The 20,195-nt window shown below is 72.4% G+C and carries 22 protein-coding genes and 5 tRNA genes; 21 read left to right on the top strand and 6 right to left on the bottom strand.

Annotated elements, in window-relative coordinates; genetic code table 11:
- Nucleotides 1–61: 61 nt before the first annotated feature.
- The 7 genes from ACFQ8C_RS19770 to ACFQ8C_RS19800 all read left to right on the top strand — a co-directional run bounded on the left by ACFQ8C_RS19770 (nucleotide 62) and on the right by ACFQ8C_RS19800 (nucleotide 2,093).
- Nucleotides 62–706, top strand: a complete 645-nt coding sequence (locus ACFQ8C_RS19770) for a DUF4241 domain-containing protein (RefSeq protein WP_383459027.1) — start codon at nucleotides 62–64, stop codon at nucleotides 704–706.
- 41 nt (nucleotides 707–747) lie between these two features.
- Nucleotides 748–1,470, top strand: a complete 723-nt coding sequence (locus ACFQ8C_RS19775) for an HAD family hydrolase (RefSeq protein ID WP_383459030.1) — start codon at nucleotides 748–750, stop codon at nucleotides 1,468–1,470.
- Between the two features lie 92 nt (nucleotides 1,471–1,562).
- Nucleotides 1,563–1,634, top strand: a tRNA-Gln gene (locus ACFQ8C_RS19780).
- A 41-nt stretch (nucleotides 1,635–1,675) separates the two neighbouring features.
- Nucleotides 1,676–1,748: transfer RNA gene (locus tag ACFQ8C_RS19785), tRNA-Glu, on the top strand.
- A 61-nt stretch (nucleotides 1,749–1,809) separates the two neighbouring features.
- Nucleotides 1,810–1,882 (top strand) — tRNA-Glu (locus ACFQ8C_RS19790).
- Nucleotides 1,883–1,904: 22 nt separating this feature from the next.
- Nucleotides 1,905–1,976: transfer RNA gene (locus tag ACFQ8C_RS19795), tRNA-Gln, on the top strand.
- A 44-nt stretch (nucleotides 1,977–2,020) separates the two neighbouring features.
- Nucleotides 2,021–2,093, top strand: a tRNA-Glu gene (locus ACFQ8C_RS19800).
- 142 nt (nucleotides 2,094–2,235) lie between these two features.
- Here the strand turns inward: ACFQ8C_RS19800 and ndgR are convergent.
- Nucleotides 2,236–2,952, bottom strand: coding sequence for an IclR family transcriptional regulator NdgR (gene ndgR, locus ACFQ8C_RS19805; RefSeq protein ID WP_015036427.1), 717 nt, complete (start codon nucleotides 2,950–2,952; stop codon nucleotides 2,236–2,238).
- Between the two features lie 139 nt (nucleotides 2,953–3,091).
- Between ndgR and leuC the strand changes: the two genes are divergently transcribed.
- From leuC to ACFQ8C_RS19825, 4 genes are all read left to right on the top strand, one after another.
- On the top strand, nucleotides 3,092–4,516 hold the full coding sequence (gene leuC / locus ACFQ8C_RS19810; RefSeq protein WP_383459033.1) for a 3-isopropylmalate dehydratase large subunit: 1,425 nt from the start codon (nucleotides 3,092–3,094) through the stop codon (nucleotides 4,514–4,516).
- 6 nt (nucleotides 4,517–4,522) lie between these two features.
- Nucleotides 4,523–5,116, top strand: coding sequence for a 3-isopropylmalate dehydratase small subunit (leuD, locus tag ACFQ8C_RS19815; RefSeq protein ID WP_383459035.1), 594 nt, complete (start codon nucleotides 4,523–4,525; stop codon nucleotides 5,114–5,116).
- A 104-nt stretch (nucleotides 5,117–5,220) separates the two neighbouring features.
- Entirely contained in the window at nucleotides 5,221–5,448 is a 228-nt protein-coding gene (locus ACFQ8C_RS19820; RefSeq protein WP_383459038.1) for a hypothetical protein, read from the top strand.
- Nucleotides 5,449–5,591: 143 nt separating this feature from the next.
- Nucleotides 5,592–6,284 (top strand): HU family DNA-binding protein, encoded by a 693-nt coding sequence (locus ACFQ8C_RS19825; protein ID WP_383459041.1) that lies wholly within the window; start codon nucleotides 5,592–5,594, stop codon nucleotides 6,282–6,284.
- 158 nt (nucleotides 6,285–6,442) lie between these two features.
- Here the strand turns inward: ACFQ8C_RS19825 and ACFQ8C_RS19830 are convergent, their stop codons facing one another.
- Together ACFQ8C_RS19830 and cofC are read right to left on the bottom strand one after the other, a co-directional pair.
- Complete coding sequence (locus tag ACFQ8C_RS19830) at nucleotides 6,443–6,652, bottom strand: hypothetical protein (RefSeq protein WP_383459043.1); 210 nt, start codon at nucleotides 6,650–6,652, stop codon at nucleotides 6,443–6,445.
- Between the two features lie 10 nt (nucleotides 6,653–6,662).
- Nucleotides 6,663–7,310: a 2-phospho-L-lactate guanylyltransferase gene (gene cofC, locus ACFQ8C_RS19835; protein ID WP_383459046.1), complete on the bottom strand. Its 648-nt coding sequence runs from the start codon at nucleotides 7,308–7,310 to the stop codon at nucleotides 6,663–6,665.
- A 126-nt stretch (nucleotides 7,311–7,436) separates the two neighbouring features.
- On the opposite strand from cofC, the gene ACFQ8C_RS19840 reads away from it, so the two are divergent.
- The 3 genes from ACFQ8C_RS19840 to ACFQ8C_RS19850 all read left to right on the top strand — a co-directional run bounded on the left by ACFQ8C_RS19840 (nucleotide 7,437) and on the right by ACFQ8C_RS19850 (nucleotide 10,417).
- Nucleotides 7,437–8,189 (top strand): lysophospholipid acyltransferase family protein, encoded by a 753-nt coding sequence (locus ACFQ8C_RS19840; protein ID WP_383459049.1) that lies wholly within the window; start codon nucleotides 7,437–7,439, stop codon nucleotides 8,187–8,189.
- Nucleotides 8,186–9,187 (top strand): NAD(P)H-dependent glycerol-3-phosphate dehydrogenase, encoded by a 1,002-nt coding sequence (locus tag ACFQ8C_RS19845; RefSeq protein ID WP_383459051.1) that lies wholly within the window; start codon nucleotides 8,186–8,188, stop codon nucleotides 9,185–9,187. Before ACFQ8C_RS19840 ends, ACFQ8C_RS19845 begins: the two co-directional genes overlap by 4 nt.
- A gap of 81 nt (nucleotides 9,188–9,268) precedes the next feature.
- Nucleotides 9,269–10,417 (top strand): D-alanine--D-alanine ligase family protein, encoded by a 1,149-nt coding sequence (locus tag ACFQ8C_RS19850; RefSeq protein WP_383459054.1) that lies wholly within the window; start codon nucleotides 9,269–9,271, stop codon nucleotides 10,415–10,417.
- Between the two features lie 123 nt (nucleotides 10,418–10,540).
- Here ACFQ8C_RS19850 and ACFQ8C_RS19855 read toward each other — a convergent pair whose 3' ends face one another.
- Both ACFQ8C_RS19855 and ACFQ8C_RS19860 read right to left on the bottom strand, forming a co-directional pair.
- Complete coding sequence (locus tag ACFQ8C_RS19855) at nucleotides 10,541–11,029, bottom strand: DUF3515 domain-containing protein (RefSeq protein WP_383459057.1); 489 nt, start codon at nucleotides 11,027–11,029, stop codon at nucleotides 10,541–10,543.
- Nucleotides 11,030–11,049: 20 nt separating this feature from the next.
- Nucleotides 11,050–11,283: an Lrp/AsnC family transcriptional regulator gene (locus tag ACFQ8C_RS19860; protein ID WP_030496958.1), complete on the bottom strand. Its 234-nt coding sequence runs from the start codon at nucleotides 11,281–11,283 to the stop codon at nucleotides 11,050–11,052.
- 233 nt (nucleotides 11,284–11,516) lie between these two features.
- Here ACFQ8C_RS19860 and ACFQ8C_RS19865 point away from each other — a divergent pair, with 233 nt between their 5' ends.
- Both ACFQ8C_RS19865 and thiD read left to right on the top strand, forming a co-directional pair.
- Nucleotides 11,517–12,479, top strand: a complete 963-nt coding sequence (locus ACFQ8C_RS19865; RefSeq protein ID WP_383459060.1) for a thiamine-phosphate kinase — start codon at nucleotides 11,517–11,519, stop codon at nucleotides 12,477–12,479.
- On the top strand, nucleotides 12,476–13,279 hold the full coding sequence (thiD, locus tag ACFQ8C_RS19870; protein WP_383459061.1) for a bifunctional hydroxymethylpyrimidine kinase/phosphomethylpyrimidine kinase: 804 nt from the start codon (nucleotides 12,476–12,478) through the stop codon (nucleotides 13,277–13,279). Before ACFQ8C_RS19865 ends, thiD begins: the two co-directional genes overlap by 4 nt.
- Before the next feature lie 160 nt (nucleotides 13,280–13,439).
- Here thiD and rpmB read toward each other — a convergent pair whose 3' ends face one another.
- Complete coding sequence (gene rpmB / locus ACFQ8C_RS19875) at nucleotides 13,440–13,625, bottom strand: 50S ribosomal protein L28 (protein WP_003957616.1); 186 nt, start codon at nucleotides 13,623–13,625, stop codon at nucleotides 13,440–13,442.
- 231 nt (nucleotides 13,626–13,856) lie between these two features.
- Here rpmB and ACFQ8C_RS19880 point away from each other — a divergent pair, with 231 nt between their 5' ends.
- The 5 genes from ACFQ8C_RS19880 to ACFQ8C_RS19900 all read left to right on the top strand — a co-directional run bounded on the left by ACFQ8C_RS19880 (nucleotide 13,857) and on the right by ACFQ8C_RS19900 (nucleotide 20,171).
- Nucleotides 13,857–15,548, top strand: a complete 1,692-nt coding sequence (locus tag ACFQ8C_RS19880; RefSeq protein ID WP_383459063.1) for a DAK2 domain-containing protein — start codon at nucleotides 13,857–13,859, stop codon at nucleotides 15,546–15,548.
- 62 nt (nucleotides 15,549–15,610) lie between these two features.
- Nucleotides 15,611–17,818, top strand: coding sequence for an ATP-dependent DNA helicase RecG (gene recG / locus ACFQ8C_RS19885; protein ID WP_383459066.1), 2,208 nt, complete (start codon nucleotides 15,611–15,613; stop codon nucleotides 17,816–17,818).
- Between the two features lie 78 nt (nucleotides 17,819–17,896).
- On the top strand, nucleotides 17,897–18,478 hold the full coding sequence (gene rsmD, locus ACFQ8C_RS19890) for a 16S rRNA (guanine(966)-N(2))-methyltransferase RsmD (protein ID WP_383459068.1): 582 nt from the start codon (nucleotides 17,897–17,899) through the stop codon (nucleotides 18,476–18,478).
- Nucleotides 18,479–18,504: 26 nt separating this feature from the next.
- Nucleotides 18,505–18,984, top strand: a complete 480-nt coding sequence (gene coaD / locus ACFQ8C_RS19895; protein ID WP_383459114.1) for a pantetheine-phosphate adenylyltransferase — start codon at nucleotides 18,505–18,507, stop codon at nucleotides 18,982–18,984.
- A gap of 110 nt (nucleotides 18,985–19,094) precedes the next feature.
- A complete protein-coding gene (locus tag ACFQ8C_RS19900) occupies nucleotides 19,095–20,171 on the top strand; it encodes an ATP synthase F0 subunit B (protein ID WP_383459069.1) in 1,077 nt (358 codons plus the stop codon).
- The last annotated feature ends 24 nt before the right edge of the window (nucleotides 20,172–20,195 follow it).

The raw sequence follows: 20,195 nt of genomic DNA on the forward strand, positions 1-20,195 counted from the left end.
GCCCGGAGGACCCCCTCCGGGCGCCGCCCCCGCTGTCGTACCCGGCCCCTAGGGTCGGCCCATGTCCATGACACCGCCTGACTACGCCCACTGGTTCACCCCGGGAGCCGTCGTGACGACCGCGGAGGGGAAGGACGTGGTGTTCGGAGTGCGGGAGCTGGGGGAGCTCTCCCTGCCCACCGGACGGCTCGTCGCCTGCGACCCGATCGTGCACCTCTGCTCCGACGACGATCGGCCGGCGCCCTTCACCGCCGCGGTGCCGCCGGGGCGGTACCGGGTCCAGACCGCCGAGGCCGCCTTCACGTACCCGTACGACCACACCGTGAACGCCGCCGCGCGGCTGGTGATCCGCGACACCCCGGTGGTCCGCTGGGAGCCCGCGCTGGTGCCGGGGGAGCCCGAGCCCGAGGACGACTGCTTCGGTTTCGGGGTGGACGCCGGGGCCGGCTGCTTCCTCGACACCGTCGCCCACCACTCCTTCCCCGGCACCGACGACGATTCGGGGGTGGTCTGGGAGGGGCTGGACGCCGACTCGGCCGGCCCGACGGCCTTCGTCGCCGAGGGTGAGAACGGTCACGACATCGCCGTGTTCTCCTCGGGCTGGGGCGACGGCCTCTACGCGACCTGGACCGGCCGCGACGCCGACGGCGAGGTCGCCTGCTTCGTCGCCGACTTCCGGCCCTTCCGCTTCACCAGGACCGGCTGAAACGCCTCCCCGGCGGGCGCCGGCGGCGTACGGTCGGTTCCATGAGCATCCGCGCCGTCCTCTGGGACGTGGACGACACGATCTTCGACTACGCGGGAGCCGACCGCGCCGGAATGCGCGCCCACCTCGCGACCGAGGGCCTGACCGGCCTGCACGGCTCCGTCGAGGACGCCCTGCGCCGCTGGAAGGAGCTCACCGAGCTCCACTGGCGGCGCTACGAGGACGGTCTGGGCGACTGGCAGCAGCAGCGCCGGTGGCGGGTCCGCGACTTCCTGGACCGGCAGGCGATGGACGACGCCGAGACCGACGCCTGGTTCGACCGGTACGTGGCCCACTACGAGGCCGCCTGGGAGCTCTTCCCCGACGCCCTGCCCGTCCTCGACCTGCTCGCCGCCGACTACCGGCAGGGCGTCCTGTCGAACTCCAGCATCCACGCCCAGGAGCCCAAGCTCCGCGCCCTCGGCGTCCGCGACCACTTCGAGGCCGTCCTGTGCGCCGCCGAACTGGGCAGCGCCAAGCCGGCCGCCGAGGCCTTCCACGCCGCCTGTACGGCCCTGGGCCTGGCTCCACACGAGGTGGCGTACGTGGGGGACCGCCCCGACACCGACGCGCTCGGCGCCCAGGAGGCGGGCCTCCGCGGCATCTGGCTGGACCGCGCGGACGTCGGCGGACAGCCCCACCTGCACCGCGTCACCGACCTCCACCAGCTCCCGCCGCTGCTCCGCGGGGATACCCGTTTTGGAGCACCGTCCACCTTCGGGTAATGTTCTTCCTGCGCCGAGGGGAGCAAGCCGAAAGGCAAGAACCCGCAAAGCGCAAGCCGAGCAAGATCCCCCTCACGGGGAAGTTGCCCCGGTGGCCTATGGTGTAATTGGCAGCACGACTGATTCTGGTTCAGTTAGTCTTGGTTCGAGTCCAGGTAGGCCAGCTCGCAGAGCTCATCTGCAAACCGTGGATGGCATCCACAAAGCCCCCGTTGTGTAGCGGCCTAGCACGCCGCCCTCTCAAGGCGGTAGCGCCGGTTCGAATCCGGTCGGGGGTACAGATCCTTCCCGCGGGATCACTTGGGTAGCTCCCGGTGAACCCGATGCAGGATCGCTAGGGCCCCCGTTGTGTAGCGGCCTAGCACGCCGCCCTCTCAAGGCGGTAGCGCCGGTTCGAATCCGGTCGGGGGTACGACGCTGGTCTAACCACGTATTGGTCTATGGTGTAATTGGCAGCACGACTGATTCTGGTTCAGTTAGTCTTGGTTCGAGTCCAGGTAGACCAGCTCGGATCTGCGGCGGTATTAATTTAACGCTCGCATGATCCAAAGCCCCCGTTGTGTAGCGGCCTAGCACGCCGCCCTCTCAAGGCGGTAGCGCCGGTTCGAATCCGGTCGGGGGTACTCGACGAAGAAGCCCTTCCCTTCGGGGGAGGGCTTCTTCGCTGTTCCCGGCGGCGTGCCGCCCGGATGCGGACACAACTCCGGCCCACCGCTGCGGCGTTGGAGCGGTGGGCCGGGGAACGTACAGGTGAACAGAGGAAGATCAGCCGGTGCGGCGGAGTGCCTCGCTGAGACGGGCGGCGGCGTCGATGACGGCCTGGGCGTGCATACGGCCCGGGTGGCGGGTCAGGCGCTCGATCGGACCGGAGACCGACACGGCGGCCACCACGCGGTTCGACGGGCCCCTGACGGGCGCGGAGACGGACGCGACGCCCGGCTCCCGCTCACCGATGGACTGGGCCCAGCCACGGCGCCGTACGCCCGAGAGGGCCGTCGCCGTGAAACGGGCGCCCTGGAGGCCGCGGTGCAGCCGCTCGGGCTCCTCCCAGGCCATCAGGATCTGCGCGGAGGAGCCGGCCTTCATGGTGAGCGTCGAGCCCACCGGGACCGTGTCCCGCAGACCCGAGAGACGCTCGGCCGCCGCCACGCAGATCCGCATGTCGCCCTGACGGCGGTAGAGCTGCGCGCTCTCCCCGGTCACGTCACGCAGGTGCGTCAGCACCGGTCCGGCCGTCGCGAGCAGCCGGTCCTCGCCGGCCGCCGCCGCGAGCTCGGCGAGCCGCGGGCCGAGAATGAAACGGCCCTGCATGTCGCGGGCCACCATCCGGTGGTGTTCCAGTGCCACGGCCAGTCGGTGGGCCGTGGGTCGTGCGAGTCCCGTCGCCGCGACCAGTCCTGCGAGGGTGGCCGGACCGGACTCCAGGGCGCTCAGGACAAGGGCTGCCTTGTCGAGAACGCCTACGCCGCTAGAGTTGTCCATGCAACGATATTCGCGTCTCACTCTGTGAAACGCAAGTTCAATTTCCCGAGGAACTTGTCACTCTGGTGGGGCGGCCGCACAACGGACCGCGAAACGGTCTCTAGTGGTGCCGGCGCAGCCGCCGGCCGGAGGGAAAGCGATGGGTAGGACACTCGCGGAGAAGGTCTGGGACGACCACGTCGTCCGGCGCGCCGAGGGCGAGCCCGACCTCCTCTTCATCGATCTTCACCTGCTGCACGAGGTGACCAGCCCCCAGGCCTTCGACGGCCTCCGCCAGAACGGCCGGCCGGTACGGCGCCTCGACCTCACCCTCGCCACCGAGGACCACAACACCCCCACCCTCGACATCGACAAGCCGATCGCCGACCCGGTCTCCCGCGCCCAGCTGGAGACCCTGCGCAAGAACTGCGCCGAGTTCGGTGTGCGGCTCCACCCGCTCGGCGACGTCGAGCAGGGCGTCGTCCACGTGGTGGGACCGCAGCTGGGCCTGACCCAGCCCGGCATGACCGTGGTCTGTGGCGACTCCCACACCTCCACCCACGGCGCCTTCGGCGGCCTGGCCTTCGGCATCGGCACCAGCCAGGTCGAGCACGTCCTGGCCACCCAGACGCTGCCCATGGCCCGCCCGAAGACCATGGCCATCACCGTCAACGGCGAGCTGCCCGCCGACGTGACCGCCAAGGACCTGATCCTCGCCGTCATCGCGAAGATCGGCACCGGCGGCGGCCAGGGCTACGTCCTGGAGTACCGGGGCTCCGCCATCGAGAAACTCTCGATGGAGGGCCGGATGACCATCTGCAACATGTCCATCGAGGCCGGCGCCCGTGCGGGCATGATCGCCCCCGACGAGACCACCTTCGCCTACCTCAAGGGCCGTCCCCACGCCCCCGAGGGCGAGGACTGGGACGCCGCCGTCGCCTACTGGGAGACCCTGCGGACCGACGAGGACGCCGTCTTCGACGCCGAGGTCGTCATCGAGGCCGCCGAGCTGGCCCCGTTCGTCACCTGGGGCACCAACCCCGGCCAGGGCGCCCCGCTTTCGGCGAACGTCCCCGACCCGGCTTCGTACGAAGACCCCTCGGAGCGCCTCGCCGCCGAAAAGGCCCTGGAGTACATGGGGTTGACCGCCGGGCAGCCGCTGCGCGACATCAAGGTCGACACCGTCTTCGTAGGCTCCTGCACCAACGGCCGCATCGAGGACCTGCGCAACGCCGCCTCCCTCCTGGAGGGCCGCAAGGTCGCCGACGGCGTCCGCATGCTGGTCGTCCCCGGCTCCGTCCGGGTCGCCCTGCAGGCCGTCGAGGAGGGTCTGGACAAGGTCTTCAAGGAGGCCGGCGCCGAATGGCGGCACGCGGGTTGCTCCATGTGCCTGGGCATGAACCCCGACCAGCTGGCCCCCGGTGAGCGCTCCGCGTCCACCTCCAACCGCAACTTCGAGGGCCGGCAGGGCAAGGGCGGCCGCACCCACCTGGTCTCCCCCCAGGTCGCCGCCGCCACCGCCGTCCTCGGTCACCTGGCCTCCCCGGCCGACCTGTCCGACACCGTCACCACCGCGGGGGTCTGAGGAATCATGGAAGCCTTCACCAAGCACACCGGCCGTGCCGTCCCGCTGCGCCGCAGCAACGTCGACACCGACCAGATCATCCCGGCGCACTGGCTGAAGAAGGTCACCCGCGACGGCTTCGAGGACGGCCTCTTCGAGGCCTGGCGCAAGGACGAGCAGTTCGTCCTCAACCTCCCCGAGCGGCAGGGCGCCACGGTCCTGGTGGCCGGCCCCGACTTCGGCACCGGCTCCTCCCGCGAGCACGCCGTCTGGGCGCTCCAGAACTACGGCTTCAAGACCGTCATCTCCGCCCGTTTCGCCGACATCTTCCGCGGCAACTCGCTGAAGAACGGTCTGCTGACGGTCGTCCTGCCCCAGGAGACGGTCGACGCGCTCTGGGAGCTGACCGAGGCCGACCCGACCGCAGAGATCACCGTCGACCTGGAGTCCCGCAAGGTCCTGGCGACCGGGATCGACGCCGACTTCGAGCTCGACGAGAACGCCCGCTGGCGGCTGCTGAACGGCCTGGACGACATCAGCCTCACCCTTCAGAACGAAGCCGACATCGCGGCCTACGAGGCGGCCAGGCCGTCCTTCAAGCCCCGTACAATTACGGCCTGAGCAGCGCTTTTCCAAGACTGCGCCCCCCACCCTCCGGTGGGGGGCGCAGTCGCTTGTTGAGACCCTGTCGGGCGACAACTCGCCCTAGATGGCACAATCGGTGCATGGAACGCGACAGCCAACTCGAGCTCTACGAGGCGGTCGCAGCCCGATTGAAGGAAGCGCACTCCCGAGTGCGCGCACTGCAAGTCCCGGAGGGCGTAAGGATGGCGCTGTCCCGGAAGCTGCTGGTCGTGACGGCCGCGGCGAAGCACGATCTCGCGGACGCGGCAACGCGTCTGGACCGGTTGATGAAGGACCTCGACGAGGGCCGATTCCCTGAAGGCGACTGACACCAGGAACTCCGCAACGGCTCTTCCGCGTTGCGGCACTAGGGTGATTAGACCGTTTCGTGTTTGATTTGCGGTATATACATGCCTAACGTGCGAAAAAGCTTGAACACTTTCGTTCCGGCAAAGTCTCCGAAGGGGAAGACGTGAACAAGGCGCAGCTCGTAGAAGTGATTGCCGACAAGTTGGGCGGTCGCCAGCAGGCCGCCGAAGCCGTCGACCACGTGCTCGACGCCATCGTGCGCGCCGTGGTCTCCGGCGACCGGGTCTCGGTCACGGGCTTCGGTTCGTTCGAGAAGGTCGACCGCCCGGCCCGCTACGCCCGCAACCCGCAGACGGGTGAGCGCGTGCGGGTCAAGAAGACCTCCGTTCCGCGCTTCCGCGCGGGCCAGGGCTTCAAGGACCTGGTCAGCGGCTCGAAGAAGCTCCCCAAGGGCGGCGAGGTCTCCGTCAAGAAGGCCCCCAAGGGCAGCCTGACCGGTGGCGCCTCCGCCACGGTGAAGAAGGCCGCGGCGAAGAAGGCCACCACGGCCAAGAAGGCCGCCGCCAAGAAGGCCACGCCGGCCAAGAAGACCACGGCCGCCGTCGCCAAGAAGGCGACCCCGGCGAAGAAGACCACCACCGCGGCGGCGAAGAAGACCACCACGGCCGCCACGACCAAGAAGGCCGCCGCCAAGAAGGCGACCCCGGCGAAGAAGGCCACCACGGCCGCCACGACCAAGAAGGCCGTCGCCAAGAAGACCGCCCCGGCCAAGAAGACCGTGGCGAAGAAGGCGCCCGCCAAGAAGACCACGGCGCGCAAGACCGCCACGGCCAAGAAGACCGCCGCCAAGAAGTAGGACGGTCATCGCACGTGCGCCGGGCCGGGCTCCCTCCACGGGAGCCCGGCCCGCGGCGCGTTCCGGGGCACGGGGGTACCGGGAGCGAGGGGAGTGCCGCAGGCCGGAGGGCCGGGGGAGTGCCGCAGGGCCGGGGGAGTGCCGGAGGCCCGCGGGGCTCAGAAGGTCTGGAGCGTCACCAGGGTGATCCGCGGACCCGCGCCCGCGGTGCCGGGCTCCGTCTCGATCCGCACCCGCTGCCCCGGACGGAGCAGTCGCAGCCCGCCCGCGTCGAAGGCCTCCGTCCCGAACTCCACCGGGGTGCCGTCGTCGAGCAGCACACTGCCGCTGCGGGTCTCGGGGTCGTACGTGTACGCGGTCGCCTGCATGGACCGCACCCTATCCGGCCGCCGCCGGCCGCCGGGCCGCCGTCCGCGGGCCGAGGCCCAGGGAGCCCGCCGCCGCCAGGTCCTCGCCGGTGTCCACGTCCCGGCGGACGGAATCCACGCCCGACAACCTGATTTCCACCGCGCCCGTCGACAAATGCCGAAGCCGCGACGGGCCCCCGAATGCCGGTTCCAATTCCACCCCCGGCGCCGCCGAGAGGAATGTCGTACCGATTTCGGCGGCATCCGCGAGAAATGCCCTCGGGAATTGCCGGGCCGCTGCCAGGACCCGCGCCAGCTCCGCCGGGCGCAGCGCCGGCAGATCCGCGTTCAGCGCCGCCACGCGCGCGTGCGGCCGCCGCTCCCGCACCGCCCGGGCGCCGTGCGCCAGCGCCGCGTTGAGCCCCGCCGCCGGGACGTCCGGCACGATCCGCGCGCCCAGCGCGGCCAGCGCCCGGCCCGCCGCCGCATCGTCCGTGACCACCGCCACGTCCCGCACCTCCGGGCAGTCCAGCGCCGCCGCCACCGTGTCCTCGGCGAACGCCAGGGCGAGCCGGGGCCGCAGCAGCTCCCCCGCGGCGGGGGCCAGCCGGCTCTTCGCCAGGGCCAGGGGCTTCAGGGGTACGACCAGGGACCAGCCGTCGTCCGCATCCGTGTTCATCGCGGCCCATTCTGTCCCGCCCGCGCGGTACGGCCCCGGCCCCGGGGCGTACGGTGTCCTCGACAGAGCAGGAGCATGGGGCGACACTTGACCCCCTGCCAGCAAACCCGGAGAAAGGTGCCCCGAGTGCCCCGCCGCAGAATCGGCTTCTGGTACCGCCTCGCGGCGGTCATCGCCAAACCCCCCCTGGTGGTTCTGTTCAAGCGGGACTGGCGCGGCATGGAGCACATTCCGGCCGACGGCGGCTTCATCACCGCGGTCAACCACAACTCGTACCTGGACCCGCTCTCCTACGCGCATTACCAGTACAACACCGGCCGGGTGCCCCGCTTCCTGGCCAAGGCCGGCCTCTTCAAGGCCGGATTCGTCGGCACCATGCTCCGCAACACCGGCCAGATCCCCGTCTACCGCGAGACCGCGAACGCCCTGGACGCCTTCCGCGCCGCCGTGGACGCCATCGAGCGGGGCGAGTGCGTCGCCTTCTACCCCGAGGGCACCCTCACCCGGGACCCCGACATGTGGCCCATGCCCGGCAAGACCGGCGCCGCCCGTGTCGCGCTGCTCACCAAGGCGCCCGTCATCCCGGTGGCCCAGTGGGGCGCCAACCTGGCGATGCCGCCGTACGCCAGGACCGAGAAGTTCAAGCTCTTCCCGCGCAAGACGCTCATCGTGCAGGCGGGCCCGCCGGTCGACCTCTCCCGCTTCGACGGCCTGGAGCCCACCCCCGAGGTGCTGCGCGAGGCCACCGAGACGATCATGGCCGCCATCACCGCCCTCCTGGAGGAGGTCCGCGGCGAACAGGCCCCCGCCGTGCCGTACGACCCGCGCCGGGCCCGTCTGGACCAGCGCCGCAAGGCCGCCGAGGGAGGCGCCGTATGACCAAGGCCGCCGTCTTCGGCAACGGTTCCTGGGGCACCGCCTTCGCCATGGTGATGGCCGACGCGGGCTGCGAGGTGAGCCTCTGGGGCCGCCGCCCCGCGCTCGCCGAGACCATCAACACCACCCGTACCAACCCGGACTACCTGCCCGGCGTCGAACTCCCCCGGGGCATCACGGCCACCGCCGACGCGGCCGAGGCCGCCGACGGGGCCGACTTCGCCGTCCTGGTCATCCCCTCCCAGACGCTGCGCGAGAACCTCGCCGCCTGGGCGCCCAAGCTCGGCCGGGACACCGTGCTCGTCTCCCTCATGAAGGGGATCGAGCTCGGCACCGCCAAGCGGATGAGCGAGGTCATCACCGAGGTCGCCGACGTCCCCGCCGAGCGGGTGGCCGTCCTCACCGGTCCCAACCTGGCCCGCGAGATCGCCGCCCGCCAGCCCGCCGCCGCCGTCGCCGCCTGCGTCGACGAGTCGGTCGCCCAGCGGCTCCAGGCCGCCTGCATGACCCCGTACTTCCGCCCGTACACCAACACCGACGTCGTCGGCTGCGAGCTCGGCGGCGCGGTGAAGAACGTCATCGGCCTCGCCGTCGGCATCGCCAACGGCATGGGCCTCGGCGACAACTCCAAGGCCACGCTCATCACCCGGGGCCTCGCCGAGACCACCCGCCTCGGCCTCGCCATGGGCGCCGACCCGCTGACCTTCTCCGGCCTCGCGGGCCTCGGCGACCTGGTCGCCACCTGCTCCTCGCCGCTCTCCCGGAACAACACCTTCGGCACCAACCTGGGCCGCGGGATGACCCTCCAGGAGGCCGTCGCGGCCACCAAGCAGACCGCGGAGGGCGTCAAGTCCTGCGAGTCGGTGCTCGACCTGGGCCGCCGGCACGGCGTCGACATGCCCATCACCGAGACGGTCGTCTCGATCGTCCACGACGGGAAGCCGCCGACGGTCGCCCTCAAGGAACTGATGTCGCGCAGCGCCAAGCCCGAAAGGCGCTGACCGACGGCGCTGCGCCGTCCGCGCGAGACCGCACGCGGGGCGCTCAGGAGTTCGGAGACCGCAAGGTACGCTCATCGCGATATGAGCGAGAACACCCAGAGCCCCCGCAAGCCCCGCGTGGCCGTCGTCTTCGGCGGACGCAGCTCCGAGCACGCCATCTCCGTCGTCACCGCCGGTGCCGTCCTCAAGGCGATCGACCGGACGAAGTACGACGTGCTGCCCATCGGCATCACCCGGGAGGGGCGCTGGGCCCTGACCGCCGACGCCCCCGAGCGGATGGCGATCGCCGAGCGCGCCCTGCCGGACGTCGCCCAGCTCGCCGAGTCGGAGACCGGCGGCGTGGTCCTCCCCGTCGACCCGGCCAGCCGCGAGGTCGTCCACCTCGCCCCGTCGGAGTCCGGCTCCCTGCCGCGGGCCCTCGGCGAGGTCGACGTCGTCTTCCCCATGCTCCACGGCCCGTACGGCGAGGACGGCACCCTCCAGGGCCTCCTGGAGCTCTCCGGCATCCCGTACGTGGGCGCGGGCGTCCTCGCCTCCGCCGTCGGCCAGGACAAGGAGTACATGAAGCGGGTCTTCGTCTCCTACGGCCTGCCCGTCGGCCCGTACGAGGTCATCCGGCCGCGCGAGTGGGACCGCAACCCGGCCGAGGCCCGCAAGAAGATCGTCGAGTTCGCCGCCGACCACGGCTGGCCGCTCTTCGTGAAGCCGGCCCGCGGCGGCTCGTCCGTCGGCATCACCAAGGTCGACGACCTCTCCGGCCTCGACGACGCCGTCGAGGAGGCCCGTCGCTACGACCCGAAGATCATCGTGGAGGCGCTGGTGCGCGGCCGCGAGATCGAGTGCGGCGTCCTGGAGTTCGAGGACGGCCCGCGCGCCAGCGTGCCCGCCGAGATCCCGCCGGTCACCGACCACGACTTCTACGACTTCGAGGCCAAGTACATCGACTCGGCCTCCGGCCTGGTGCCCGCCCCGATCGGCGCGGAGGCCACCGCCGAGGTCCAGCGCCTGGCCGTCGCCGCCTACGACGCGGTCTCCTGCGAGGGCCTGGTCCGCGCCGACTTCTTCCTCACCGAGGACGGCGACTTCGTCATCAACGAGATCAACACCATGCCCGGCTTCACCCCGATCTCCATGTACCCGCGCATGTGGCAGGAGAGCGGCGTGAGCTACCCCGAGCTGGTCGACCGGCTGATCCAGGCCGCGCTGACCCGCTCCACGGGCCTGCGCTAGAGCCCCGGGGCCCGTGCCCGTCCCCCTCGGGCGGGCCCGGGCCCTGTCCTTCGGGCGGGCCGGGGCCGTGTCCTTAGGGCGGGCCGGGCTTCGCGGGACCGGCCCGGTCCGGAAAGGCACGGCCTAACGGCACTCGGGCTCCAGGGCGCAGGGCACCGCACGCGCGACGGGCGCGGCCAGGTCCACGAGCGGCCCGATGTCGTGGGCGTACCGCTCGTCCAGGGCGACCTCGACGTACGTCGCCCGGTAGACCGAGGTGAAACGGGGGCCGCCCTCCTCGGGCTGCTCCAGCATCCAGCGCACGCCCTCGGCGGAGACGGCCTTCGCCTGCGGATCGCTCATCTTTTCGGGCCGGGTGACCCCGCAGCGCAGTACGATCGCTCCGTCACCCCACCCGGCGGTCAGCTCGGAGTCGGGGGACGGATCGCTCCGCTCCCGCCCCGCCACGGTGTCCGGGAGCTCCTTCGCCAGCGCACGGCAGAGCGCCGCCTCCGCCGCGGGCGGCGTCGGCACCGGTACCGACGCCTGGGCGTCGGCGGAGCAGCCGGTGACGGCCAGCAGCAGGACGGCGGCCGAGGCGGGCAGGCCGAGAGGCCGGTGGGAAGAGGTCACCGGCCAAGGGTAGACGGGGGCTACAGATGGACGACCGGGCAGGTCAGGGTGCGCGTGATGCCGTCCACTTGCTGGACCTTCGCGACCACCATGCGGCCGAGCTCGTCGACCGTGTCGGCCTGGGCCCGCACGATCACGTCGTACGGCCCGGTCACGTCCTCGGCCTGGATCACCCCCGGGATCTTGGCGATGGTGTCGGCGACGGTAGACGCCTTTCCCACCTCGGTCTGAATCAGGATGTACGCCTGTACCACGGAACCTCCAGGGCGGCCACGAGGATCTTGTGGGAGAAAGAGACGCCACGGTACCGCGTTGCCGGAAGCCACGGGGAGACCCGCGCCTTCCGGAGCGCCCGGGGTGTGGCGTACACAGGACAGAAGTTGACGGTCAACTTGACGGTACCCAGCACGGTGACGGCCCGCGACCCGCGGCGCGAGCGGACGCTCCGCCCCGCACCGGACGGCACGACGACACGAGGTGAGACGCGGTGAAGGGCACAGTCGGAGAACTGGGCGAGTTCGGGCTCATCAGGGAGCTCACGTCCCGGCTCACCTCCACCCCGGCGGTACGGATCGGGCCAGGCGACGACGCCGCAGTGGTCTCCGCCCCGGACCGGCGCGTGGTGGCCAGCACGGACATCCTGCTCGAAGGACGTCACTTCCGCCGCGACTGGTCGACGGCGTACGACGTCGGCCGCAAGGCCGCCGCGCAGAACCTCGCCGACATCGCCGCCATGGGCGCGGTCCCCACCGCCCTCCTCCTCGGCCTCGTCGTCCCCGCCGAACTCCCCGTCACCTGGCCCACGGAACTGATGGACGGCCTGCGCGACGAATGTCAGGTCGCGGGCGCGGCGGTGGTCGGCGGGGACGTCGTCCGCGGCGACACGATCACGGTCTCCATCACCGCCCTCGGCGACCTCCGCAACGCCGACCCGGTCACCCGGGGCGGCGCCCAGCCCGGCGACGTCGTCGCCTACACCGGCTGGCTCGGCTGGTCCGCGGCCGGCTACGCGGTCCTCTCCCGGGGCTTCCGGTCGCCGCGCGCCTTCGTCGAGGCGCACCGCCGCCCCGAACCGCCGTACCACGCGGGTCCGGCCGCCGCCGGGCTCGGCGCGACCGCCATGTGCGACGTCAGCGACGGACTCATCGCCGACCTCGGCCACATCGCCGAGGCCAGCAACGTCCGCATCGACCTGCGCTCCGGACTCATCGACATCCCCGGCCAGATGCACGACATCGGCCAGGCCGTCGGCGTCGACCCGCTCCAGTGGGTCCTCACCGGGGGCGAGGACCACGCGATCGTCGCCACCTTCCCGCCGGACGTGAAGCTGCCCGCCCGCTGGAAGGTGATCGGCGAGGTCATCGCCCCCTCCGCGCTGCCCCAGGTGACCGTCGACGGCGCCCCCTGGCACAGCACCGGCGGCTGGGACCACTTCGGGGAGACCGAGTGACCACCCCGCCGCCCCTGGTCCTCACCGTCGCCGGATCCGACTCCGGCGGCGGTGCCGGCATCCAGGCCGACCTCAAGACCATGCTCGCCCTCGGCGTCCACGGCATGAGCGTCCTCACCGCCGTCACCGCGCAGAACTCGCGCGGGGTCCACGGCGTCTGGGAGCTCCCCGCGGAGGCCGTCCGCGCCCAGTACCGGGCCGTCGCCGACGACATCGGCGTCCACGCGGTCAAGACCGGGATGCTCGCCACCGCCCCGCTCGTCGACACCGTCGCCGAGCTCCTGGCGGGCACGGACGCCCCCGTGGTCGTGGACCCGGTCGGCGTCTCCAAGCACGGCGACCCGCTGCTCGCGGCCTCCGCCCTGGAGTCCGTACGGAAGCGCCTGCTGCCGACCGCCACCGTCGCCACGCCCAACCTGGACGAGGTGACGCAGCTCACGGGGATCGTGGTCGAGGACGAGGACGGGATGCGCCGGGCCGCCGACGCGATCCTCGGGTACGGACCGCGCTGGGCGCTCGTCAAGGGCGGCCATCTGCCGGGAGACGCCGCCGAGGTCGTCGACCTCCTCACGGACGGCACCGAGGAGCACTGGCTGCGCGCCCCCCGGTACGACAACCGGCACACCCACGGGACGGGCTGCACGCTCGCCTCGGCGGTCGCGTCGGGCCTCGCCAAGGGGCTGCCCGTGCCGCGGGCGGTACGGGAGGCGAAGGCGTACGTGACCGGGGCCATAGCCGCCGGCTTCGCCCTGGGGGAGGGCATCGGCCCCGTGGACCACGGGTGGGAGCTGCGCCGCTAGGGCCGACCCCGGGCGTCTTCGGGGTCTCCGGCGCTCCCGGGGGCTGAGGCGCCCTCGGGGCCTCCGGTGTTTTCGGGCAAGGCAAAAGGCCGGTTCACCGAGGTGAACCGGCCTCTCAAGGCAACCGCAGGGGCTGCGCTACGACACGGAAACGTCGCGATTAGCGCGAGACCTTGCCGGCCTTGATGCACGAGGTGCAGACGTTGAGCCGCTTCGGCGTCCGACCGACCACGGCACGCACACGCTGGATGTTCGGGTTCCAGCGACGAGACGTACGGCGGTGCGAGTGCGAAATGTTGTTGCCGAAGCCCGGCCCCTTGCCGCAGACGTCGCAGTTGGCAGCCACGGGTCACTCCAAAGACTTCAGATTTACAGTGAGATCCGGCGCACCGGAATCAGGAGTCTGAAGTGGCTTGCCGGGGATGGCCCGGCGAGTGCCGGGCAACCGGAGCAGCATACAACGGCTGCTCCCGTGGAACGAAACTACCACGGTCCGGTCCCACCCCGTCCCGGCCCCCGGACCCGGGAGACCCCGGTCTACCCTGCGGTGAGCTTCACCGCCGAAGGAGGACCCCCGTTGTCGCGAGCCCCGCAGCCCTTCGACCACGCCGTCCGCGGTGACGAGCGTCTCGTCCTCGACGCGGAGGCGGTCCGGGCCTGGAGCGCGCGGACGGCCGAGGCCCTCGGGCGGGAGCGGGCCGCGATCGACGCCATCAACGTCTACCCGGTCGCCGACGGGGACACCGGCACCAACCTGTACCTGACCGCCGACGCGGGCCACCGGGCCGTCGAGGCCGTCTTCGCCGCCCCGGGCGCCGACGGAGCCTCCGCGCCCGACACCGCCGACGCCGTACGGGCCCTGGCCCACGGGGCGCTCCTCGGGGCCCGCGGCAACTCCGGCACCATCCTGTCCCAGCTGCTGCGCGGCATGGCCGGGGTCCTCGCCGACGGCGCCGACGGCGACCACCTCGCCCGCGCCCTCGACGGCGCCGCCACCGCCGCCCGTGCGGCCGTCGCCCATCCGGAGGAGGGCACCATCCTCACCGTCGCCTCCGCCGCCGCGGCCGGCTGCGCGGGCGGCGGAACCCTCGCGGACGTGGCCAGGAGGGCCTACGACGCCTCCAGGACGGCCCTGGAGGCCACCCCCGGACAACTGGCCGTGCTCGGTCGCGCCGGGGTCGTGGACGCCGGAGGACAGGGCCTGGTGACCGTGCTCGGCGCGCTCGTGGAGACGGTGACGGGGCGGGCGCCGGAACCGCTGCCGCCGTCCCCGGAGGCCCGGGCCCTGCCCGAGGGGCCGGAGGAGCAGTGCGGCCCCGGCACCGAGGGGCCCGGCTACGAGGTCCTGTACCTCCTGGAGGCCGGGGACGCCGCCGTCGAACTCCTCAAGGCCCGGCTCGACGCCCTCGGCGACTCCCTCGTCGTCGTCGGCGGCGACGGGCTCTGGAACGTCCACGTCCACGTCGACGACGCGGGCGCCGCCGTCGAGGCCGGGATCGAGGCCGGCCGGCCGCACCGGATCCGCATCACCCACTTCGCGAGCGCCGGCCCCGCGCCGGAACCCGACCGCGCGGCCGAGGCGCCCGCCCACGCGCGCGGGGAACGGGCCCCCCGGGCCGTCGTCGCCGTCCTCCCCGGCGAGGGCCTCGCCGGACTCTGCGCCGAGGCCGGCGCCACCACCGTCCAGGCCAGGCCCGGCGAACCGCCCACCGGCGACGAACTCCTCGACGCCGTCCGCCGCGCCCACGCGCGCGAGGTGGTCCTCCTGCCCAACGACACCGACCTGCGGGCCGCCGCCGTGTCCGCCGCCGAACGCGCCCGCGCCGAGGGCATCAGGGTCGCCCTCATCCCCACCCGGGCCGCCGTCCAGGGCATCGCCGCGCTCGCCGTCCACGAACCGGAGCGCAGCTTCGACGAGGACGTCGTCGCCATGACCGCCGCCGCCGGCGCCACCCGCTACGCCGAACTCGCCGTCGCCGCCCGCCAGTCCTTCACCAGCGCCGGCGTCTGCCAGGCGGGCGACGTCCTCGGCCTCATCGAGGGCGACGTCGCCGTCATCGGCCAGGACCTCACCGCCACCGCCCGCACGGTCCTCGACCGGATGCTCCAGGCAGGCGGCGAACTCGTCACCCTCGTCGTCGCCGACAGCGCCCCGCCCGGCCTCGCCGACACCCTCGAAGCCCACGTCCGGCGCGGCTACCTGGCCGTCGACACCGTCACGTACCACGCCGGGGAGGGCGCCCCGCCGCTCCTCGTCGGGGTGGAGTAGCCGGGACCGCCCCGGCCGGTCGTCCACAGGCCTGGCCCCGGCTGTCGGTCCGGTGGTGTGCAATGGAACACGTGCCCGCGCTCGACGAACCCCTCAAGAAGTCCCTCGGCCCCGCCACCGCCAAGGTCATGGCCGAGGCCCTCGACCTGCACACGGTCGGCGACCTCCTCCACCACTACCCCCGGCGGTACGCGGAGCGGGGCGAGCTGACGACCCTCTCCGACCTGCCGCTCGACGAGCACGTCACGGTCGTCGCCCAGGTCGCCGACGCCCGCGTGCACACCTTCAACGGCGCCAAGGGCCGCGGCCAGCGGCTCGAAGTGACCATCACCGACGGGTCCGGCCGGCTCCAGCTGGTCTTCTTCGGCAAGGGCGTCCACAAGCCCCACCACGACCTGCTGCCCGGCACCCGGGCGATGTTCTCCGGCAAGGTCTCGCTCTTCAACCGCCGCCTCCAGCTCGCCCACCCCGCCTACGAACTCCTGCGCGGCGACGGCGACGTGGCGGCGGACGCCTGGGCCGCCGCCCTCATCCCGATCTACCCGGCCACCACCAAGCTGGAGTCCTGGAAGATCGCCAAGGCCGTCGACGCCGTCCTGCCGAGCGCCACCGACGCCGTCGACCCGCTCCCGCCCGCCCTGCGCGAGGGCCGCGGCCTCGCCGAACTCCCCGACGCCCTCCGCCTGATCCACCGCCCCGCCACCAAGGCCGACGTCGCCGCCGCCCGCGAACGGCTCAAGTGGGACGAGGCCTTCGTCCTCCAGGTCGCCCTCGCCCGCCGCCGCCACGCCGACACCCAGCTCCCCGCCGTCCCCCGGCGCCCCGCCGAGGACGGCATCCTCACCGCCTTCGACGCCGAGCTCCCCTTCACCCTCACCGACGGCCAGCTCAAGGTCTCCAAGGAGATCTTCGACGACCTCGCCACCGACCACCCCATGCACCGCCTCCTCCAGGGCGAGGTCGGCTCGGGCAAGACGATGGTGGCGCTGCGGGCCATGCTCGCCGTCGTGGACGCCGGGGGGCAGGCCGCGATGCTCGCGCCCACCGAGGTGCTCGCCCAGCAGCACCACCGGTCGGTCACCGAGATGATGGGGGAGCTGGCCGAGGGCGGGATGCTCGGCGGGTCCGAGCGGGCCACCAAGGTGGTGCTGCTCACCGGGTCGATGGGGGTCGCCGCCCGGCGACAGGCCCTCCTCGACCTGGTGACCGGCGAGGCCGGGATCGTCATCGGGACGCACGCGCTGATCGAGGACAAGGTCAGGTTCCACGACCTGGGCCTGGTCGTCGTCGACGAGCAGCACCGCTTCGGCGTCGAGCAGCGCGACGCGCTCCGGGGCAAGGGGAAGCAGCCCCCGCACCTGCTGGTCATGACCGCCACCCCCATCCCGCGGACCGTCGCCATGACCGTCTTCGGCGACCTGGAGACCTCCGTCCTCGACCAGCTGCCCGCCGGACGCTCCCCGATCGCCAGCCACGTCGTCCCCGCCGCCGAGAAGCCGCACTTCCTCGCCCGCGCGTGGGAGCGGGTCCGCGAGGAGGTGGAGAACGGCCACCAGGCGTACGTGGTCTGCCCCCGCATCGGTGACGACGTCGACCAGGCGGACGAGAAGAAGGCGGCCCAGCGCAAGCCCTCCGCCGAGGACGAGGCCGAGAAGCGGCCCCCGCTCGCCGTCCTCGACGTCGCCGGGAAGCTCGGCGCCGGCCCCCTCGCCGGGCTGCGGATCGCCGTCCTGCACGGGCGCATGCACCCCGACGACAAGGACGACGTCATGCGCCGCTTCGCCGCCGGCGAGCTCGACGTCCTCGTCGCCACCACCGTCATCGAGGTCGGCGTCAACGTGCCCAACGCCACCGCCATGGTGATCATGGACGCCGACCGCTTCGGCGTCTCCCAGCTCCACCAGCTGCGCGGCCGCGTCGGCCGCGGCTCCGCCCCCGGACTCTGCCTCCTCGTCAGCGAGATGCCCGAGGCCAGCCCCGCCCGGCAGCGCCTCGCCGCCGTCGCCGCCACCCTCGACGGCTTCGAGCTCTCCCGCATCGACCTCGAACAGCGCCGCGAGGGCGACGTCCTCGGCCAGGCCCAGTCCGGAGTCCGCTCCTCCCTCCGGGTCCTCGCCGTCATCGACGACGAGGAGGTCATCGCCGCCGCCCGCGAGGAGGCCACCGCCCTGGTCCTCGCCGACCCCGACCTCGAAGCCCACCCGGGGCTGCGCACCGCACTGGACGCCCTGCTGAGCGAGGAGCGGGAGGAGTACCTGGAGAAGGGCTGAGCGGAAGGGCCGCCCTAAGCTGGTCGTGTGCCGCGAGCGCGACACGCACGAAGCAGCCGAGGACGACGAGGAAACCCGATGACCCGCGTGATCGCCGGCACCGCCGGCGGACGGCGCCTGGCCGTGCCCCCGGGCAACGGCACCCGCCCCACCTCCGACCGGGCGCGCGAGGGCCTCTTCTCCACCTGGGAGGCGCTCCACGGCATCGAGGGCAGCCGGGTCGCCGACCTGTACGCCGGCTCCGGCGCCGTGGGCCTGGAGGCGCTCTCCCGCGGCGCCTCCCACGCCCTGCTCGTCGAGGCCGACGCCCGCGCCTCCCGCACCGTCAGGGAGAACGTCCGCGCGCTCGGCCTGCCCGGCGCCGAGGCCCGGACCGGGAAGGCCGAGCAGATCGTCACGGGACCGGCCCCGGCCGAGCCGTACGACCTGGTCTTCCTGGACCCGCCCTACGCGGTCGCGGACGAGGAACTCCGAGAGATCCTCCTCACACTGCGCTCAGGGGGGTGGCTGAGCGAGGATGCCGTCGTCACCGTGGAGCGCAGCACCCGAGGCGGCGCCTTCGGCTGGCCGGACGGCTTCGAACCACTGCGGTCCCGTCGCTACGGCGAGGGAACGTTTTGGTACGGTCGCGCCGCCTCACCGTGCGAAGACGCACGATGACCGGACCGGAGAGCGAGGGAACCAGGTTGCGCCGCGCCGTCTGTCCGGGGTCGTTCGACCCCATCACCAACGGACATCTCGACATCATCGCCCGCGCCTCCAAGCTGTACGACGTCGTGCACGTCGCGGTGATGATCAACCAGTCCAAGAAGGGCCTGTTCGCGGTCGAGGAGCGGATCGAGCTGATCCGCGAGGTCACCGCCGACTTCGGCAACGTCGAGGTGGAGTCCTTCCACGGCCTGCTCGTCGACTTCTGCAAGCAGCGGGACATCCCCGCCATCGTCAAGGGCCTGCGAGCGGTCAGCGACTTCGACTACGAGCTCCAGATGGCCCAGATGAACATCGGCCTGTCGGGCGTCGAGACGCTGTTCGTGCCCACCAACCCCACGTACAGCTTCCTCTCGTCCTCGCTGGTCAAGGAGGTCGCGGCCTGGGGTGGCGACGTGTCCCACCTGGTGCCCCCGGCGGTCCTCGGCCGGCTCGCCGAGCGGCTCGCGCAGAAGTGACGCGCGGCCACCGCCGCTGACGCTCCGTCATCTGGTGTCGGACGGGCCACGACTGCGCTTACAGTCGTCCCGTCCGTCTCCATCCAGCTGTAGAGAGTGGCGAGCACCCGGTGGACGTGCAGAAGAAGCTCGACGAGATCGTCGCGACCGTACAAGGCGCCCGCTCGATGCCCATGTCGGCCTCCTGTGTGGTCAACCGCGCCGATCTCCTCGCCCTCCTCGACGAGGTGCGGGACGCCCTGCCGAACTCCCTCGCCCAGGCCCAGGAGCTGATCGGCGGACGCGAGCAGCTGGTCGAGCAGGCCCGTCAGGAGGCGGACCGGATCATCGAGGCAGCCCACGCCGAGCGCGGCACGATCGTCTCCGACACCCAGATCGCCCGGCAGTCCCAGGAGGAGGCCGACCGGATCCTCTCCGAGGCCCGCCGCGAGGCCGAGGAGGTCCGGGCCGAGGCCGACGAGTACGTCGACTCCAAGCTCGCCAACTTCGAGGTCGTCCTCAACAAGACCATCGGCTCCGTCGACCGCGGCCGCGAGAAGCTCCTCGGCCGCGGCCCCGGTCTGGACGAGCACGGGTACGCCGACGAGGACGCCCCCGAGTACAGCGCGGACCCGCAGACCCTGATCGCCCGCGCCGACGAGTACGTGGACGCCAAGCTGGGCGCCTTCGAGGCGGTCCTCTCCAAGACCCTGGAGGCCGTCGGCCGCGGCCGGCAGAAGCTCCACGGCCGGATCGCCTCGGACGCCCTGGGCGAGCACATGGCCGCCCAGGAGGGCCTCGGCCCCTCCGTGCACACCAGCGACGCCGACTACCTCGCCGGTCTGGCGGAGCTCGCCGACCCGGCGCCCGTCGCCCCCGTCGCCGCGCCCGCCCCGGTCGCGGCGCAGATCCCGGCCCAGCAGGACCCGTACGGCTACCAGCAGCAGCCCCAGCAGGTGGACCCGTACGGCTACCAGCAGCAGGACCCCTACGCGTACCAGCAGCCGCAGCAGGTGGATCCGTACGGCTACCAGCAGCAGGACCCGTACTCCGGTGCGGGCACCGGCTCCACCGGAGCGGCTTACGCCGCGCCCTATGCCGCGCAGCCCCAGGCCCAGCAGCAGGCGGCCGCGCTCGACGAGACCAGCTTCTTCGACACGAGCATGATCGACCTGGAGCAGCTGCGCAGGTACGAGCAGGGCCAGTAGCCGGGGCGGGTGACCGGGGCCGGT

The sequence above is a fragment of the Streptomyces sp. NPDC056503 genome (assembly GCF_042794995.1).
In the GTDB taxonomy this organism is placed as follows: Bacteria; Actinomycetota; Actinomycetes; order Streptomycetales; family Streptomycetaceae; genus Streptomyces.